The 17,336-nt window shown below is 51.0% G+C and carries 16 protein-coding genes; 4 read left to right on the top strand and 12 right to left on the bottom strand.

The annotated features are described in order from the left end of the window. Positions 1-7: 7 nt before the first annotated feature. From KQI17_RS02665 to KQI17_RS02635, 7 genes are all read right to left on the bottom strand, one after another. On the bottom strand, positions 8-334 hold the full coding sequence (locus KQI17_RS02665; protein WP_216494686.1) for a hypothetical protein: 327 nt from the start codon (positions 332-334) through the stop codon (positions 8-10). 24 nt (positions 335-358) lie between these two features. After that, on the bottom strand, positions 359-2,173 hold the full coding sequence (locus tag KQI17_RS02660; protein ID WP_216494685.1) for an AAA family ATPase: 1,815 nt from the start codon (positions 2,171-2,173) through the stop codon (positions 359-361). 22 nt (positions 2,174-2,195) lie between these two features. Beyond that, entirely contained in the window at positions 2,196-3,023 is an 828-nt protein-coding gene (locus tag KQI17_RS02655) for a hypothetical protein (RefSeq protein ID WP_216494684.1), read from the bottom strand. Between the two features lie 100 nt (positions 3,024-3,123). Then, positions 3,124-3,540: a single-stranded DNA-binding protein gene (locus KQI17_RS02650; protein ID WP_216494683.1), complete on the bottom strand. Its 417-nt coding sequence runs from the start codon at positions 3,538-3,540 to the stop codon at positions 3,124-3,126. A gap of 770 nt (positions 3,541-4,310) precedes the next feature. Next, entirely contained in the window at positions 4,311-4,994 is a 684-nt protein-coding gene (locus KQI17_RS02645; protein ID WP_216494682.1) for a hypothetical protein, read from the bottom strand. A gap of 65 nt (positions 4,995-5,059) precedes the next feature. Further along, positions 5,060-5,623 carry a sigma-70 family RNA polymerase sigma factor gene (locus KQI17_RS02640; protein WP_216494681.1) on the bottom strand — a complete coding sequence of 188 codons (564 nt, stop codon included), beginning with the start codon at positions 5,621-5,623 and terminating at the stop codon, positions 5,060-5,062. Positions 5,624-5,638: 15 nt separating this feature from the next. After that, on the bottom strand, positions 5,639-6,061 hold the full coding sequence (locus KQI17_RS02635; RefSeq protein WP_216494680.1) for a zinc-finger-containing protein: 423 nt from the start codon (positions 6,059-6,061) through the stop codon (positions 5,639-5,641). Positions 6,062-6,348: 287 nt separating this feature from the next. Between KQI17_RS02635 and KQI17_RS02630 the strand changes: the two genes are divergently transcribed. Both KQI17_RS02630 and KQI17_RS02625 read left to right on the top strand, forming a co-directional pair. Then, positions 6,349-7,296 (top strand): helix-turn-helix transcriptional regulator, encoded by a 948-nt coding sequence (locus KQI17_RS02630; protein WP_371821940.1) that lies wholly within the window; start codon positions 6,349-6,351, stop codon positions 7,294-7,296. Positions 7,297-7,412: 116 nt separating this feature from the next. Next, positions 7,413-8,225 (top strand): SWIM zinc finger domain-containing protein, encoded by an 813-nt coding sequence (locus KQI17_RS02625; RefSeq protein WP_216494678.1) that lies wholly within the window; start codon positions 7,413-7,415, stop codon positions 8,223-8,225. Positions 8,226-8,326: 101 nt separating this feature from the next. On the opposite strand, the gene KQI17_RS02620 is transcribed toward KQI17_RS02625, so the two are convergent. Then, the gene (locus tag KQI17_RS02620) at positions 8,327-9,997 is read right to left on the bottom strand and encodes an exonuclease domain-containing protein (RefSeq protein WP_216494677.1); all 1,671 of its coding nucleotides are present in this window, start codon (positions 9,995-9,997) and stop codon (positions 8,327-8,329) included. Between the two features lie 212 nt (positions 9,998-10,209). Here KQI17_RS02620 and KQI17_RS02615 point away from each other — a divergent pair, with 212 nt between their 5' ends. Beyond that, the gene (locus tag KQI17_RS02615) at positions 10,210-10,611 is read left to right on the top strand and encodes a CFI-box-CTERM domain-containing protein (protein WP_216494676.1); all 402 of its coding nucleotides are present in this window, start codon (positions 10,210-10,212) and stop codon (positions 10,609-10,611) included. Positions 10,612-10,743: 132 nt separating this feature from the next. On the opposite strand, the gene KQI17_RS02610 is transcribed toward KQI17_RS02615, so the two are convergent. Then, positions 10,744-14,682: a SpaA isopeptide-forming pilin-related protein gene (locus tag KQI17_RS02610; RefSeq protein WP_216494675.1), complete on the bottom strand. Its 3,939-nt coding sequence runs from the start codon at positions 14,680-14,682 to the stop codon at positions 10,744-10,746. A 159-nt stretch (positions 14,683-14,841) separates the two neighbouring features. On the opposite strand from KQI17_RS02610, the gene KQI17_RS02605 reads away from it, so the two are divergent. After that, positions 14,842-15,381: a hypothetical protein gene (locus KQI17_RS02605; RefSeq protein ID WP_216494674.1), complete on the top strand. Its 540-nt coding sequence runs from the start codon at positions 14,842-14,844 to the stop codon at positions 15,379-15,381. A gap of 134 nt (positions 15,382-15,515) precedes the next feature. On the opposite strand, the gene KQI17_RS02600 is transcribed toward KQI17_RS02605, so the two are convergent. From KQI17_RS02600 to KQI17_RS02590, 3 genes are read right to left on the bottom strand one after another with little or no spacing between them, the layout of a single operon-like run. Next, a complete protein-coding gene (locus KQI17_RS02600; RefSeq protein WP_216494673.1) occupies positions 15,516-16,295 on the bottom strand; it encodes a CAP domain-containing protein in 780 nt (259 codons plus the stop codon). 58 nt (positions 16,296-16,353) lie between these two features. Next, entirely contained in the window at positions 16,354-16,542 is a 189-nt protein-coding gene (locus KQI17_RS02595; protein ID WP_216494672.1) for a hypothetical protein, read from the bottom strand. A 13-nt stretch (positions 16,543-16,555) separates the two neighbouring features. Further along, positions 16,556-17,335 (bottom strand): class D sortase, encoded by a 780-nt coding sequence (locus KQI17_RS02590; RefSeq protein ID WP_216494671.1) that lies wholly within the window; start codon positions 17,333-17,335, stop codon positions 16,556-16,558. Between the last annotated feature and the right edge of the window lies 1 nt (position 17,336).

Raw genomic sequence — 17,336 nt, 5'->3', positions numbered from 1 at the left:
CCTCCTCTCACGCTGGGACGCAGGGAATAGGAGCGATGCAATCACTCACAAGCCCTTCTAACTCTTTCGTCAGATTCTCTAAGCTCATCTGCGGATAGAACCACAGAAGACGCTGCTCGTCATCGATGGTGATGATCAGAGGAATCTTGATGCTCTGTGGATGCGACACGGTAGCTACATCAACGTGGGTGTCGGTATTGCTGAAAAAGACACGCAACGCCTCTGCAATGTATGCCGCAGCGTCCTGTTCACTCGCATCCTCTGCGAGCGGCGTGCAGCAGGAAAGTGCTACTGCCAGACCGAAACGAAGATATTGATTCACATTCATTTTCATGTTCATAATCCTCTCAATTCATGTTTAGTAAGCGCGCAGATACTGTTTCTCCAAGCAGGTGGTAATTAAGTCAGCACGGTTGTCGGGATCCGCAGAAGCGGATGCGATAACTGTTGACAGGGCAGATTCATACGGATCCTTCGTGATCATCGTGGATAGAACCCATGCCTTCAACTCACGCATTCCGCAGCTACCGTCCGTGATCATTGTCTGATGGCAGCGTTCCGCAATGTCGCGAACAACCATGGCCATCTTCGTGGTCTCCTGCTCATCTGTGCAGCCGGTGACATTCATTACTCGTTTAACCATCGTGCAGAGGTCAGGAGAATTGATATCGTAGATCAGATCCATACGGGAAATGATGCTTTGATTCATGTCACGGCATCCAGCATAGTCGGAGTTAGTTGTTACGACGATGACGGCATCGGGATGACGTTGTACGCGTTCTCCGGTCGGCAGCGTGATGGCCTGACAGTTATCAAGCAGGGAGTTCAGGCCGACGAGAACGCCGGGATTTGCGATACAACTCGGTTCCTGTAGCTCACAGACATATCCATGTCGAATGGCCTCGATCAGAGGCGTATCCACATATCGGATATGCTGGCCGCGCTGTTCTTCCTTTACTGCAAGACGGCCGACGGCGATTTCAACGAGCTTCTGAAGAACATCGTCCTCTGTTTTGCTGTCATCATACTCGCCCGTGAGTGCCATATAGACAGAAGGCGGATGCATGATGATGTCAGAAATTCTGGGGAGTTCCTCATCAGCGAAGACATGGCCTGACTCACCCTGATCAGCATCGGGAATGAATTGCCCGATCAGATCTGAGATTTCTGTATTGGCGCTGCAAGTCATCAGAGTGTAGGGTAGATGGAGCCCTGCAGCGATGGCTTGTGCACCCATGGTCTTGCCAGTGCCAGCTTCACCGCGAAACAAGAAGTTACGCATGGGTTGGCTGCTGGTAGTTGTCAACTTTGCGTGCTCGCAGACACGAACAACTTCCTTGGGAATGATGTACCAGTCAGGGAGCTTAGGCACCATAGCCTCCTCGCGCGCTGAAAGAGTGCGCTGAGAGAGGGTGAACTGTGCCACGAAGTCTCCGAGGCTATATACCTTCGCCTGTGCTGTGCTTCGAGCGCCAACCTTCAAAATTGAGAAGTCACCGTAAACTGATCCGGTAGGAGCATAACTGCCGTTATCGATCGCCAGTTTCGACAGGTTACTGATGTTACCGGAAGCGGGGATTGCTACCTTGATGCCGGCTTGACCGACATTTACTGCATTCTCAATCCTGCGATACATGTTGTCGCAGAGCGTGAGTGCCGTTTCAAAGGCAGAGTCCATATTTGGCCAGCCCTGACGGAAGGCATCCTTGAAGTCGGAGAGACAATCGCGGAATTCAGTGTCTTCTTCAAAAAGAGGCATTAAGGCGAACAGCAAAGCTGAACCGGAGCAGTTTCCAATTCCCAGTGTGTAAGGCGTAGAATGATCCGATCCATTTGGAAAGCGGCCGGAGATGAATTTGCCGGTTCCGGGATTGAAGACAACGCAATCCGTCTTATTGGCGGAGATGTATTCAGCAATGCGATAAGTGCTGTCTTGATGTCCGATGGCTCCAAGGCCGGTGGTGTCATTACCGGCTTCCGTTTCTGAAACCAACTTTGCATAAGCCAGTAAAGCACGCAGAGATGGCGCGTGCAGTGACGCCTTTTTCACAGATCCGACAGCATTGTATTTAGAGTGGCCGAAATCCTTTCCACCGGAGTATTTCGGGTCATCGAACGGCTTTGGCAGCTCCATCTTGAAGGACCAGCTTTCAAAGAGTTTGCTTTTACCCATATCGGTTTTCCTCCATTTTCAGTTACCAGGCCAGAATTAACCCTTCCGGCCCAATTGATGCTTTGATGTCATCCTCGTAAAGCAACTGGCAAAAATCATCCCAAGTTATTCGCGGTGGAAAACCAACAATGGATTCCACGACTTGCTCTGCGCCGGAAGCTGTGATTGCAACGCTTCCGTCATCTTTTATGAGCAGTTGTTTGTGACCTTGAGAATTGAGATCATCAATAATCTCAGCAATGATTTTTTCGCCTTGATCGAGATACCAGGTCTTAGCGTCTGTGCGATCCATCAGTTCTTCATCCAGAAGATCATCTGGCTCACCTTTCAAAATAACCTTGGTTTCCGATGCTTCAGAGAGCGGCACTGCTTGAAGCAAAGTGATTGACAGTTTCCCACTTTTATCAATTTCTACATCACCGTAATTGAACGGATCCGCATTTGAAATGCGAATACGCCAAGTACCACCTTGGCTCAACTCCTCAAGTTGCGGTCTTGGATACCAGATCCAAGCAACCATGGGATAAGAGACCTTGAGATGCTCAGTGATCCGACAATTGAGTTGGCGAATGAGAAATAGATCCTGCGGGGATAGAGGTGATACTGATAGGCCTTGTGGCCTTGTTTCCTGGGAGGACTTCTCTTTAGAGACAGAAGGCTCCTTCCGCTGTGGCTTTTTCCAATGGTGGCTTTGCATTGCAGAAGCAATTGTGAAAACCAGCCACAGGACAGCGATTATGACTGCGAGCCATTGAAAGACAGGCTTGCGAATCGTAATGCTAAGGAGAAGCGTTGGAGTCAAAAGAAGTTGTAAGAGCGTTGTAAGTTTTCTTCGGCGCATAACCGCCATATCCATTCATCCTTTCATTTTGTGATTTCAGTGCAAAGAAAAATGGGACTGTAAGTACGCTCACACTTACAGTCCCAAGGGGGAAAAACACATCTTTGCATCAAATGGGGAGTTCGTCGTCATCACCAATGTACTCCTCGTCGTGGACTACGCCGGGCTTGTTGGTACTCTGACTGGCAGGAGGAGCTTCTTCACTCTTCGGCTTACTGCCTACGAAATGCCAATCGAGGATGCCGACATCTGCGGACATGCAGGTGATGCCATCCCGATTCTTGTATTCGCGGAGAGTCAGATTACCGTTGATGTGGATCATGCGACCTTTGCCCAGACCGGCCTTGCGGATACGCTGTGCCATGGCCTCGCCACCGGTGCAGTTAAAGAACGAAGCAACTTCCTGCGCTCCGAATTGCTGATTTACAGCAACGCGGAAAGTACAGAACTCATTGTTGTTCTTTCCTGTTTTGAACTCCGGCTCGTTGACAATGCGACCTTCCAGGTTCAGATTTGCGAATGACATATGATTCATCCTTTCTGTCTGATATACAGACACTAAAATATTCCAAACGCCGTTACCAGCGTATTGGTCTGACTTATGCCTTCACTGGCATAAAAAAGCAGCCTCATCATGCCGGCTGAGAGCCAGCAATATGAAGCTGCAAATAGCCTGAGTCGTTTGCTCAAGGCTGACTGCTTAATAACTCCCACAGGGAGATCAAAGTACTCTAATAAAGACATAGTCAGAGTACCATGAGGCAATGATCGCTTCCACGCCACCCAAATCTATGCAAGTGACTGCGTAGAAATCCGTTCGTAGCCCAGCAGGATACAAGATGGTTTCATTGAATTCGGGAGAGATTGTGAGTACTGTTCATGCACATTCTTCCGCACATACAATCGGTACTCGCTCCCTTGCCTGAGATTGCTTCTTCCATCGAGTAGGAGATGAACTGTTTCTCCCTCGGAGGTTGTGAGGCACAACTCATGACGCTTTCGGAGGGGAATGGCTCGATAGAGAGAAATGGTGCCTTCATACACCACGAAATGACCTGCAGCAGCAACACTGTAAAGCGAAACTGCTTTCAATATGCCGGCGGCAAGTAAAGCGAGTGAGAGCATTAAAATGGTACGGTCTTTCGTTGCGATTGTCCAAACGACCCCGAATACACTCAGCACACTGATGCAACCGACGAACGTCCAAATTCTCCTCGTTATGGGCTCTGGAATCTTGTGAATCATGATTACCTCCAAAATAGTAGGCGCCCACGAATCGTGAGCGCCTAAGTTAGTTCATGCTAGCTCCAGCAGGACTCTGCGCTGGAGATACAGGTTGGATATGGCCTCCAGAACGGCGTCGCGATGCTTGTCATTCTTTTGAGCATTTGCGATGCTCTCCTGATCATCACTTTCTGCAGCATAAATGCCGGAAATGACTTTGTCAGCGGTACTGACATCTTGCAGATTCTTTGCAAAGCAGCAGATGATCTCTGACGTGCTCAGCGGGGTCTGCTCAATAAGATTGATTACACGAGCTTCATCTTCGGTGGTTTTAGGCGACTTCAGTAGGCGGTGAGCATCGGTGATCGTGATGCTGCCTTTTACCCAGAGCTTTAATACACTCCATGCTTTTCGTCCGCCGGCTATATGATAGGGGATTACAAAGGCGTCAGAGAGCATGTTGTAAAGAGCGTCTGAACCCGAGTATCCCAGACCGCAGGCAATGAGTTTCCGTTTCTTCAACATATTAAGCAGCATGTCGAAGTCTGGCGCAGGTCCATTGAAATGTTCCATTTGCTTCTCAAAGAGATTCTTCAGCTCCCGATAAGTCATAACCTCCCAAAGCAGTGTAGTCCAGATGACAAATTCAGGAATTGAAATCGGGTGCAGGCGGCCGAGCTTTTGAATATAGGGAACCAGACGGCCATCTTCCTTTCGAATGCGATAACTACCAACTGCAGCGTAAAAAGTCATCATAATCCTGACCTCCTATTCAGTCTTTCTATTTCCCTTTACGCCATCCCCATGAAAGCAACAACAAATCACAGAGCAAATCTCATGATTTCAGGGTTATCCATCAGCTTGGAGCGTGCACGAGAGATCCATGCATTCACGTTATTGACGGTGGTATCGTATTTGTTTGCAATTTCTCGGGTAGTGTAACCGAGACTCTTGAGTTCAATTGCTTCAATACCGCGACGTGCAATGCCGGAGTATTGTTCCTTACACGCGCTGAATGCCTCATTTAGATCCCGCAGGTAAAGGCCGTCATCAAAATCGACGAACTGCCCGAAATAGTCCAATGCATAGAAATCGTTGTCAGAGTCGGAAATGTGGTCATGCCTATGTGAAGAGTGATTGTTCTGCTTTCTACAGTGATCAATCAGGGCGTTGTAGACATACCGGCTTCCGAAAGGTGCGAAGTTACCTATTTCTGCATTGTAGTCCATGGCTGCCCGACACAAGGCTTCGCATCCAATTTGGTAGAAGTCCTCATAGGATTGTAGGGCTAGTCCATTTACCTTGATTCTTGTTTTAATCGTTCGCTCTACAATATCTAAATTCTGAGCAACCAATTCGCGCTGATAATCCGTCATTTTCTTCATAGTTAAACTACCTCCTTAGCTGACAGCACTCTGACTCTGGGCCAATAGACTGTCACATTTTTTGATGAGTTCGTTGCAGCGGTACTCGGAGAACATTCCAATGTGTGCATCTCTCTGGGGAATGCAGAAGAAATCTGCCATCCAGCGGTATGCTTCCTGCCGTTTCATGAGTCCGGACTGCCAGAGGCGGTCGAACTTGCGATGTGCCCGAATTCGTAGATTTCGAAGATCGCCATTGGCCAGCGGGCCCATGGGGATTTTGGTGCCGGGATAAATCCCTACGTAGGACTTGCAGCAAGGATAGTTCCGACAGACATAGAGCTCGTCCGTTCGCCGTGGATCTTGGTAGATCTCCGCTGCCGGTCGGATATCGGCAACCGCTCCGCAGTAGGGGCAACGTATCGCGCGCTGCGTTCGCTTTGCTCTTTTCTTTTGCATCGTCAAAGCCTCCTTTTTGAGCTTTCTCACTTCGAGTACACATAGAAAACAAGGGGGTACCCCCCATTTTCATTTATGAACATTTTGTAAACAATCTCGATAAAGAAAAGCAGCTGCCGATTATTGGCAACTGCTTATTCACAAAGCTGTGTTTTTCTGATATAGTTGTCCTGTTAATAGGACAGGTTCTGAGGTAGAGTGAATACAATGACTGATATGCCACAGGCGGAAAGGGATGTGTTGCTATGCCGCGCTCATTTAATCAGAAGCTGAAACCGTTCTATGTGATGAACTATCTGCTTGAAAATACAGATGAAGAACACACTGTATCTGTGAACCAGATCATTGCGCATCTGGAGGCGCAGGGTATTTCTGCTGAGCGAAAGAGCATCTATAGCGATATAGAATCGCTGCAGGTGCTTGGTGTCGATATTGAGCGCGTGGACAGCGGAAACTATGTCGGCTACTATGTTGCGAGCCGTACCTTTGAGCTGCCGGAGCTGAAGCTCTTGGTGGACAGCGTTCAGTCGTCTAAATTCATCACGCATAAGAAGACCGCATCACTCATCAAGAAGATTGAGAAGCTTGCCAGCATCCATGAGGCACAGCTCCTCAATCGCCAGGTTTTCGTGAAGAACCGGATCAAAACGATGAATGAGTCCATCTACTACAATGTCGATGAGATCCACAACGGCATTTCGAAGAATAAGAGGATTCAGTTTCTCTATTTTGAGGAAACAGTATCCGGTGAGCGCAATTACCGGCACGGCGGCGCGTACTATTTGGTGAGCCCCTTCGCCCTGACATGGGACGATGAGAACTACTACATGGTGGCTTACGATTCTGACGCCCGGATGATAAAACACTATCGCGTTGACAAGATGGAGAAGATCTCGGTAACGGATGAAACGAGGGACGGCTTAGAGGCCTACAACGCGCTCGATATGGCGGTGTATGCCAAGAAAACCTTCGGCATGTTCACCGGGCACGAGGTCAATGTCACAATGCGCTTTGATAACCACTTAGTCGGTGCGGTTCGTGACCGACTGGGAAGAGATGTCTTCATCGTTGCGGATGGGCCGGATCATTTCACCGTTCGCGCGGATGTGGTGGTGAGTCCCCAGTTCTTTGCATGGGTCTGTGGCTTCGGCGCGCAGGCGGTCATCACAGGGCCGAGCGAAGTGGTCGAGCAGATGAAGAAACATGTGGATGCCATTGCTGCACAGTACAAATAAGAAAGAGGCGCTTCGCTCGAAGCGCCTCTTTTCTGTTGGGAGGTTTATGGGACAGCTCCCTATGTAGAATGTGTAATGTAAGGAACAATACACATTGGCAAGGGAGGCTTCTAACTATGTATAAGATCGGATTTACAGACTTCTCGGAAGAGTATCGAAAGGCCACAGAGGAGGAGCACTTCGGCTGCCATGAGATCGCGCCGAGAAAGTCTGTCGTTTGCGTCTATTTCCCGAGTCGGAACATGAAGTTGTCTTACTACAACGACTCTTTTGACCTCAAGCGCGGAGATCTCGTTTTTGTCGAAGGTAAGCTGGAAGGTCTGCGCGGCCGCGTGGTGGATGTCACCTATAACTTCAAGATCAAACTCTCTGATTATAAGCGCGTCATCAGTGTCGCCGACACGAATGTGAGGGGTGAGTTCTTCTTTGCTGGTTCGCATTTCGTCACATTCGACCGCAGCACCCTTCCGTATGATAAGGTCGTTACTTGGTTCAAGGCACCTGAGAAGGAGGATGAAGTGTTCGTTTCCGGCAACGACGACAGCGGCTTTCCGCTGAGCAATCTCGGTGCCATGAAGATCAGCAGGAATGCTGCGGATCGCGGCCACGATTATTACAGGGAAAATCGGGTGCGATACCTCTCCTTGGACGGAACTCATGTGCGTGGTATTGTTGAAGGGTCACGGCCTTATGAGGTAGAGTGCGATTACATCGACGGCGAGATCAGAAATCTGGTTTGCGACTGCTTCTGCAGTGAGCCGTGCAAGCATGGGTTCGCGGTCATGCTGCAATTGAAGGAAACGCTGGAGCTCATCGAAAAGCACTATCCGGAACGCTTTGAAGAAATGCGGTACTTCGCATCCGTCTGCAAGGGAACGCTGCTGGACTTTGCGATGGAAGGCAAGGAAACGGGGAGCATTGTGTTCTGAGGCACAGAAGTTACGGCCTTTGCAAGTGATATCAAGTTGCCGACGATAGAATACAAAAAGGCACTCGCTCATTGTGTGAGCGGGTGCCTTTATTCGTTCCTTCAGCCGGTTGCCTCGTTGGGTTCTGAATACTTTACGCCCTGGGAATCATACAGCTTCCTGTCATGGCGCAGGATGTAGTCGAAAGTGTCCAGCAAGGAGAGAAACAGCCGAGGCTGACGATGGTAATTCCAGTCGTTGTGGGGCGTGTGGAGCAGGTTGATGTGGTAGACGATGTACGGCGTAGAACTTAAATCTATCTTCCACTTTCCAGCAGGGGTGGAGAAACAGAAGAACTGACCGTCCTGCTCATATGGGTAACCCTGGTCGTGACACAGAACTTCAAGATCGTGGATCGACTCGCCGGTTCGCTTTTTGTTGGTGATGGGGATGGCGCAATCGATATCAAACTTGGCTGTCGGTTTGCAGAATTTGCAGGGCGTATGGCCGCTGCGGATCGCATCCTTATATCGGGAAAAGCCCGTGATATGGCTGAGGCCACGGAGCTTCTGGCAGCTACGCTTGTGGAAGGTCTGATACCCGGACGCGCTGAAGAATGCAAAACGCGGCTGTGTCAGCGTGTAGAAATCATCCTTTTCGGTATTGGACGTGAATTCCTCAGTTTCGGCCGCAAATCGCTCGGTTCGCGCCTGCACATAGCGGTCATAGGCGTGTTGCTCTTTGGCATTCATGGTTCTGTCAGGGATGCTTACCTTTAATTCCGTGGCCTTTCGCTTCGCAGTGTGCTTCTGTGTCGCGCTGAGCCAGGTGCCGGGCGTGGGACAGCAGAGCTTACAGGGTCGGCGGCCGGTGGAGGCACAGCCGTCATAATAAACCGAGCCTTTGATCGCCTCAGAAGTGCTGAGAATGGCGGAGCAGCCGCGCCGGTGGAATACGCGGGAGGAGTCGATATAGAGGTATTGATACTGTGTGCGATTGATCTGGTCGATGTTGTGATCACGAATCGCCTTGCGAATGTCCGCTTTCAAACAGTGTGGACAGGCGGTCAGCTTTTTTCGGAAGAAATACTTCAGGTCCGGATGTCCAGTCAAAACGGCGTCGGCAGGGATTTCGCTGCAGCCTGCCTTGTGGTAGAGGCCGGTATTCAAATCAAACTGATACGGGCGCAGCGCATCCGGTGTGCAAGGGGCGGCGGGAGGTGGAGTAACTTCTGGCTTTTTTGCTGCCTCGGCTTTGGGCGGAGAAGCATATAGGGACGCAGCAGGATAGTTGATGCAGCTTAGCGCCTGCTGCATGGCGCGAACGTCATTTTCAGACTGATGCTTAGGGCCTTCTGCGGTTAGACCGTAATTTGCACAGATCTTATATGGGTTGCCGGATTTCATTTCCCGTGCGCTTAGAAACGAATCAACATAGTCGTCTAAGATGACGATGCGCTGGGGCACCTTGCGTTTCAGCACGAGATTGTAAACGGATTTGAGAATGTTCTTGGAGTCCTCGAACCAGAAGCAGATGATATCATCATCACGGAGCCAGTCTTGGAGCTCAGTCAGTACGCGGTAGAGGCTGTTTGCGTAGAGAAAATCTGTGGCTGTGGCACCGGTATACGCCATGTGTTTCCACTTGTGGAACGAGTTGTCTCTGGGGCGGATGCGGGAATAAAATAGGTCAAGACAATGCCATTGCTCATCCACTCTCATGGCAGCAATTTGTGTTGGGCAGATGTGATGGATTCGGTTTTCAATCCACTCAATATCCATCAATACGAACATGAGGAAGCTCCTTTCTATCTGGATTCTACATTCAGCTTAAACCATGAGGTGTCCTATAAAAAGGACAACAGCACAAAGCAGGACGACAAGTTGTCCTGTTTATCGTACAGCATCTGTTGTAAACTTCGAGCATAGACCGCAACCGAATGCATGGCGAAGGCAGTTTCTGCCTTTGTCATACGCGGACTAATACGAAAAGGGAGGCTGCATCTATGTGGGATGATGAAGAGTTCGAGTATGAGGATTTTTGCGAAGACTTCTATGAAGAAGGATATGAGGAAGGATATCGTGACGGCCGCAACACAAGACACAGCAGTTCCCGAACACCGAGCGGTTCTGGCTCCGGCGGCTGCTACGTTGCAACGGCTGTGTATGGCTCGTATGATTGCCCGGAGGTCTGGACACTTCGCAGATTCCGAGACTACTATCTTGCACGGCGATTCTGGGGTCGTTGCTTTATCCGCGCCTATTATGCGGTGAGTCCGACACTGGTTCGCTGGTTTGGTGATACGAGTTGGTTCAAGCATCTCTGGAAGGGAAAGCTCGACCGCATGGTATCGGATCTTCAGCGGCAGGGATATCAGGATACACCGTATGAAGATACCCCGTGGTAATAACGAAAGAGGGACTCCCTGTCGGAGTCCCTCTTATTGGGTTTAAGTTGTTTCGTTCCGGAAGCCGTTTGGGTGATTCTGGGGTTGCTCCCTTGAGTGGGAGAGTAGCAAGAATAGACCGCCCGAGTCGGCTTAATAGCCGGTCTTAGGCAGCTTAGCACTCTGGAAACGGCGAACGGTTGTGATCCAAGTCACCTTGGCCGTCTGCCATTCGTTGAGGTACTTGCCGCCGGCATCCGCGCGGTTGATGATCTGGTAACCATTGCTCACAGTACCCAGAACCTGCACACGCATGGTGGGTTTTGTGACAGATGCAAAGCCACTTGCAACGGTGCCAAACTCGAAGCGGACGTCCGTGACATATTCGCCCTGCACCAAACCCAGAGTAGCAGCATTCAGCGTGAGCGAATAGTTGTTGGAAGTCAGAAGGTTGCTGGCGAGCGTTCGGTAGTCATTCAAGTTGGTCTTGAATGTGACCTTGTAGTATAGTCGCTGATTATAAGTGCCGGTGGAAATGCTCATGCCGCGCACTGCGTCAGTCGGGAGCCGATCGTGCCAGAAGAAGTTGTTGAGGGCAACATTGGAAGTGTTGGCAATTCCGGAGAAATCATAAGTCATGATCTGCCCGGGCTGCACTTCGTAGTTGCCGGTCTTCTTAATGGTCACACCCAGCTTTGCGGGCTTATTGTAGGAGGAGAGCTTGATAATCTGGTTAGGATACTCGATCTCGGCCTCCATTTTCTCACCACTGAGCTGATAGTATGCGGGAGCTTTTACCTCCGAAACATAGTAGCGGCCGAGAGGCAGAGGATCCGACGCAGCGACGCCGCGTGCATCAGTAACGACGTATCCGACAACAGATCCGGAACGCGCCTTCGTAATCTCATAGACGGCACCCTTCAGTGCTGCGCCGGCAATATCACCGGTGACAGGATTATCTTCAGAAGCATACTTGCGTACCTGAATCTGGCCGGTTACAGCGCTATTCTCCCATTCGATCTGCGTGCACTTGCCAGCTTCCACATAAACAGTTTTATACTGCTCATCGCGAATATAGCCATCGGCAGCTTCCAACTCACGGATATAGTATTTGCCGGGAGTGAGTTCATCGCGGACATAGGCGTAGCCGTCTTGGCCCGTTTCTACTTCCATGATTGGGTTCTTACCAGAATCGTAAATGACGAACTTAACGCCATAGATGCCATTTCCAGTGTTTGCATCAACCTTATGGATCATGATAGAACACATGCGCTGATTGGTGATCTCTACCGTTGTGGTCTCGCCATCCTTAACGCAGGCATTGACGGGGGTGGTGTCGAGCGCATAACCGTTTGCCGCTTTGCGTTCAACAATGGTGTACCATCCACTTTCCGCGTTCGGAATACTGATGACGCCATCTCGGTCGGTGGTGTAGGTGCCGATAATCTCACCATTCATCTTGCGGATCTCAAACTTGACATTCCCAATTCGCTCACCAGTGTCTTCGTCGGACTTGATGATTTGCAATCCACCGGAAGGGGCATTGTAGAAGGTCAAGGTTTGGAGGTCGTTGGGGTTGATGACAACAGTCTGACTGCGAGTGTTCTCATCGATGGTGTAGCCAGGGAGCGTCTTGGTTTCTGTAACAACAAAAGTTCCGATCAGTCCGGAGATCAATACCTCTCCATTCTTATCGGTTCTGTAGATGCCGTTGGAGCTGATCTGACCGTTCTTGTCAGGAACAAAGCTGCCGTCAGCATAGGTTACTTTGAATTCGACACCCTCTAACGGCTTATGGGTGATACTATCCAGCTTCACGATGCGAAGTCCGCCCAGCGGCTGGTTTCTGAACTCTACGGTGACAATTTCATTAGACTTGACATTGACCGTCTGAGGCGTGTCATCCAGCAGGTAGCCGTCTCTTGTGCGCGATTCCTTGATGATAAGCGTCGTACCAGGTGCAACATCCATAATCGTGAAAGTACCTGCGCTGTCCGTCACATATTTGCCATTGGCTTTGCCAATGAAGTTTCCATCGGAGTCGGTAACAATGAACTCGACATCGGAGATCGGTTCGTTCGTTGCGGCATCGACCTTTTTCACTAAAACGCCACCCTTGGGCTGATTCCTGAATTCAAGCGTGGTGACTTCGTTGGATTTGACCTTGACGGTCTGCGGGGTATCGTCGAGAATGTAGCCGTCCTTCGCGCGGGTTTCCTTGACAACGAGCGTTGTGCCGGGGGCGATGTCGGTAATCGTGAACGTGCCTGCGCTATCCGTCACGAACTTGCCGTTGGCATTGCCGATGAGATTGCCGTCGGAATCCGTGACAAGGAACTCCACATCGGAGAGGGGAGCGCCGGTCACGGCGTCCACCTTTTTCACGAGCACGCCGCCCTTGGGCTGGTTGCGGAACTCCAGCGTCATGACGGCATTGCGCTTGATCTTGATGCTCTGTGGGGTATCGTCCAGGATGTACCCTTCCTTGGCCCGCACCTCTTTTGCGATGACTGTCATGCCGGGGGTCAGGTCATCAATGCGGACGGTGCCTGCGCTATCGGTCACATACTTTCCGTTGGCGTTGCCGATCACGCTGCCATCCGAATCGGTGATGAAGAACTCCACATCGGAAATGGGCGCGCCGGTCACGGCGTCCTTTTTGATGATCAACAGAGAGCCCATCTTATCATTGCCGAAGGTCACGGTGATGACGTCCTGATCCTTACCGGAGAGATAGACCGTTTCCGTGGCGTCGGTGATCACATACCCGTCCGGAGCAGAAATTTCCTCGCAGACGTAAGTGCCTGCTTTGAGGCCGGTCACAACGATGGTGCCATTGCTCGACGTGCGGTACTCGCCGATAACCGTGCCACCCGTACCGGAGGTGCCGCCAAGGTAGCGGATTCTAAACCATGCACCTTCCAGCGGCTGATCGCTCTCGCTGTCCACCTTGCGGATGATGATGGCGGAAAGGGGAGCGTTTTCAAAGGTCAGGACTTTGCTCTCACCACCGGAGATGAAGCATTCCTGTGTGGCAGGCTCCTTGATGGAGTAGCCGTGCGGTGCTTCCAGTTCCGTCACTTTGTACCAACCATCTTTGACTTCGGGGAGAATGATCTTGCCGCTTTCATCAGAAAAATAGGTACCGAGGTCGTTCAGTTCACCGGTATCGGTGTGGTTGCTGGCATACCAGATCTGGAACTTGGCACCCTTGACGGGATCACCGGTGACGCTATCCACCTTACGGATCTCCAACGTCGGCTTGAGCGCGTTGAAGAAGGTGACGGTAGATGTCTCACCGGGTTTCAGCGCTACTTCTTGCGGGATGGGGCAGAGAATGACATGGTTGGGAACATTGATCTCCGTGACCTTGTAGCTACCCACAGGGATGCTCTCAAGGAAGATGCGGCCGTGGTTATCGGTCGTGGCGCTGGTAGAAAAGCTGCCGTCGATCTGCTCGATGCGGTAGGTCACGCCCTCGATGGGCTCTCCGTTGGCAATATTTTTCTTCAAAATTTCGAGGCCTGGCTTTTCATAGTCAACGAAAGCAACCTCGGAGGTTTTGCCGGGGCGCAGCGCCACGGTCTGCTCCGTATTGCTCACGATGTACGGCTCTGGTACGGATTCTTCCCGTACCACATAAACATCGGCGGGAATGGCCGAGAGAGTGGCGGAGCCATCCACACCAGTTGTGACAGAGGTGGAATAGTTGCCGGTGACGGACTTCACCGAGAACACCGTGCCGGCGATGGGTTTGCCGCTCATGGCGTCCCGTTTGGTGATCTTCATGTCGGGCAGCTTGTGGTTTTCGGCGGTCACGGTGTACTGCTTGTCACCATCGGTGGTATCGACATAGACGCTGATGGGCGTGGAGTCGGCGCAGTAGCCCTCCGGGGCCTCGGTTTCCACGAAGGACCACAGGCCCTTGGTGACGTCCTTTACCTCGATGATGCCGCTGTTTTTGGTCACATCACTGCCGACGATCTGACCGTCGCGATAGATCAGGAAGCGGGCACCATCTAAGCCGCGAGTGGTGCCGGCTGCGACCTTTTTTAAAGTGATGTCCGCATCACCTGCAGGAGGTGTAGGCATGTCCGGAGTGGGAGTATCATTCACCACCAGTTTACGAGGTGCGTAGTAATTGAAGAAGCTCTGACGCCCCTTAACGCTGGATTTCGCGTAGACCGCCCATTTTGCAGCTTCATCTTCTACCACAGTGGCGATGATGCCCTGTTCTGCGTATTCTTCAATTTGGCGCTGAAATTCTGCGTCTTCCTTGGCCTTTTCTTTCAACATCCAATCGATGTAGCCAAGATAGGTTTCATAGGTATCGGCGTTCGCGTAGCCGCCGCCGTCGATGTCACCATCGCCCTCACCCTTGAAGGTTTGGTGATCCCACACATACGTCTGCGCGGCCATAAAAAGGCTGCCTGGGATGTCACCCTTATAGTCCACGATGAATGTCATCATCCATTTGAAGTTTTCAAGCTGCTGGGCATCCAGTTCACCCATGCCACTTTGCGCCAGCGCCGTTTTCAGGACGGCGTCCGCGTCCGCACCGGTGGCAGAGGTATAGGTGTAGCTGTTCAGAAAACTGGCAGTACCCCAGCGGTAGCCATAGCCGCGATCCAGGCAGTAGAGCATTTTGCCTGCCGCCATCGGGGGCTTATAGCTGTAAGGCGTACCGTCATGGAGAAGCCGCGTTGTCCAGTAGTTTGTGTTGCTGGTAGGCTTGATGCCGGTTCCGGTGCTGGAAGCGGCAAGTGCAGAAGTCGGGAGCAGCGTCAATAATGTCATAATGACAAGAAACGCCGCCATGATCCTTGTTCTCAATGTTTTCAAGGTTAGTTCCTCCTTATTGTCATTTAGAAATAATGAAGAAGCAGACCGATTTTCGGCCTGCTTCACGTCGATGTGATTTGATTTTACTTGGCTGTCGGAGCATCTACCCAGCTTACGGAGTAGCCATTCCACAGGAAGAGCTGGACGCAGTACCAGCACGCCTCGCCATTGTCATTGACTCCTCTTGCAAGTCCAACGCCAATTTCAGCGTAGTTCTGTTCAAGGAGATTATCTCGGTGCCCGCTGGAGAGGTTCCACGACCACACGGCGACTTCAGATACCGATTTGCCTTGCAGAGCCCAATCTGCGATGCGGTGAATATTCTCACCTACATACGGGCAATCGGTAACAGAGATGTTTCGGCGTCCATCCGGTCTGGTATGAGAGTAGACACTGCTGGCAGCCATCTCATCGGCGCGGATCTGCGCCGCCTGCATGAGCTTGTCATTGACACGCAGCGCAGCAACGCCATTTTCTTTGCGTAGGGCATTGGTGCGGTCAACAATATCCTGCTTCATAGCATCTACATCGGCAGGGGTTACGGATTCTGGCTGCGATACCGTTTTGTCAGATTCCATCTTTTGGGGTGCGGTACCGGTGTAGGGCTTGTCCGTTTCAATCTGGACGCAGCGCGCATCGTTGTCCCAGTAGACGTTGAATCCGAGCAAGGTGCCAAGGTCGCGAAGCTGGTAGTAGTTGTGGCCGGCAATCAGGTAACCCTGAATGTCCACATACTTACCATTGACGCAAACCGGATGGTTGCTCAAGGTCGCTTGGATCGCTGCGCTAGCAGCGGCACCGGTTGCCATGACCAGTGCAACGCCAAACGCAAAGCCGACGAGGAAATTGAGTCTCTTTTTCATTACGATCACCTCATGAATTGAATTGACCCAGCCACTCTCCACAAGGCATGCGCAATTCTCAGCGAGTATTCAGCGCTTGGAGGCCAATCTGAAAGATCTCCTCACGGGTATGCCGCCCAGATAGCTCATAGTCCTTCATCTGCAGATATGCGTATTTTGGCAGCTGCAGCTTCACAGACATGAATGCATCTGCGGGCAGAGCCTTTGTTCGTCTCTCACGATTACGGGCTTTCTTGTTCATCATCATTGACGTCCTCCATTTATCTGATCTCCACAGCCTGAACGCACAGACGCAGAGAGGGCTGGTTTGCAATACAGGTAATCATTGTGATGCGGTTATCTCCCATCTCGTTGAGGTAGGAGTAATCGTCATTGGCGATGGTTGTGACGATTCTAACCTCATAGGTTTTTGTGCCTTGGTTGGTCTTGTAGGTTACAGTGTCGCCGACTTTCGCATTCTTCAGCTTGCCGAAGTATGCACACTTGCCGCGATTGTGACCGAACAGACCGATATTCCCATCATAGAGACCGGAGCCACTGTAATGACCGGCACCCTTTAACATAGATGCATCGCTCGCTCCCTCATACACTTTTGCATTCAGGCCAATGCGATTGATCGATACAGTGCCGATGCTGCCATCTTTCTGCGTCAGGTCAGCAACCGTGAGAGCGGGACGATACGGGAGCTCAATTGTTCCACCGGACACGATACCGGAACTGGTAAAGTCGGACTCCGGATACTTGACTGTACCCACACTGCTGCTGAGACCGTACTGAATACCATTGCCGAGATACGGATTATTCAGAGAGGATTCCAGAAACTCCTGAGAGAGGCCGTATTTCATTTCGGGAATGTCGTAATCGATCTGATTGCGAGCTCCGTACTGATAGGCGGCGTCATAGCGGTCTTCATAGTTCGTGCTCTTATAGTAATCAGGGTTCGAAGTGGTGGAGAAATTGTAATCTGCTGCGCTGGCATTCGTTGCAAGACCCAGCAGCAGGATGGAAGCCATACACAGGCAAAGAAACGGTTTTTTCATG

This window comes from Oscillibacter sp. MSJ-31 (assembly GCF_018918025.1).
In the GTDB taxonomy this organism is placed as follows: Bacteria; Bacillota; Clostridia; order Oscillospirales; family Oscillospiraceae; genus Hominicoprocola.
Note: the sequence above shows the minus strand (reverse complement) of the source record. Positions and strands in the feature narration are given on the sequence as shown.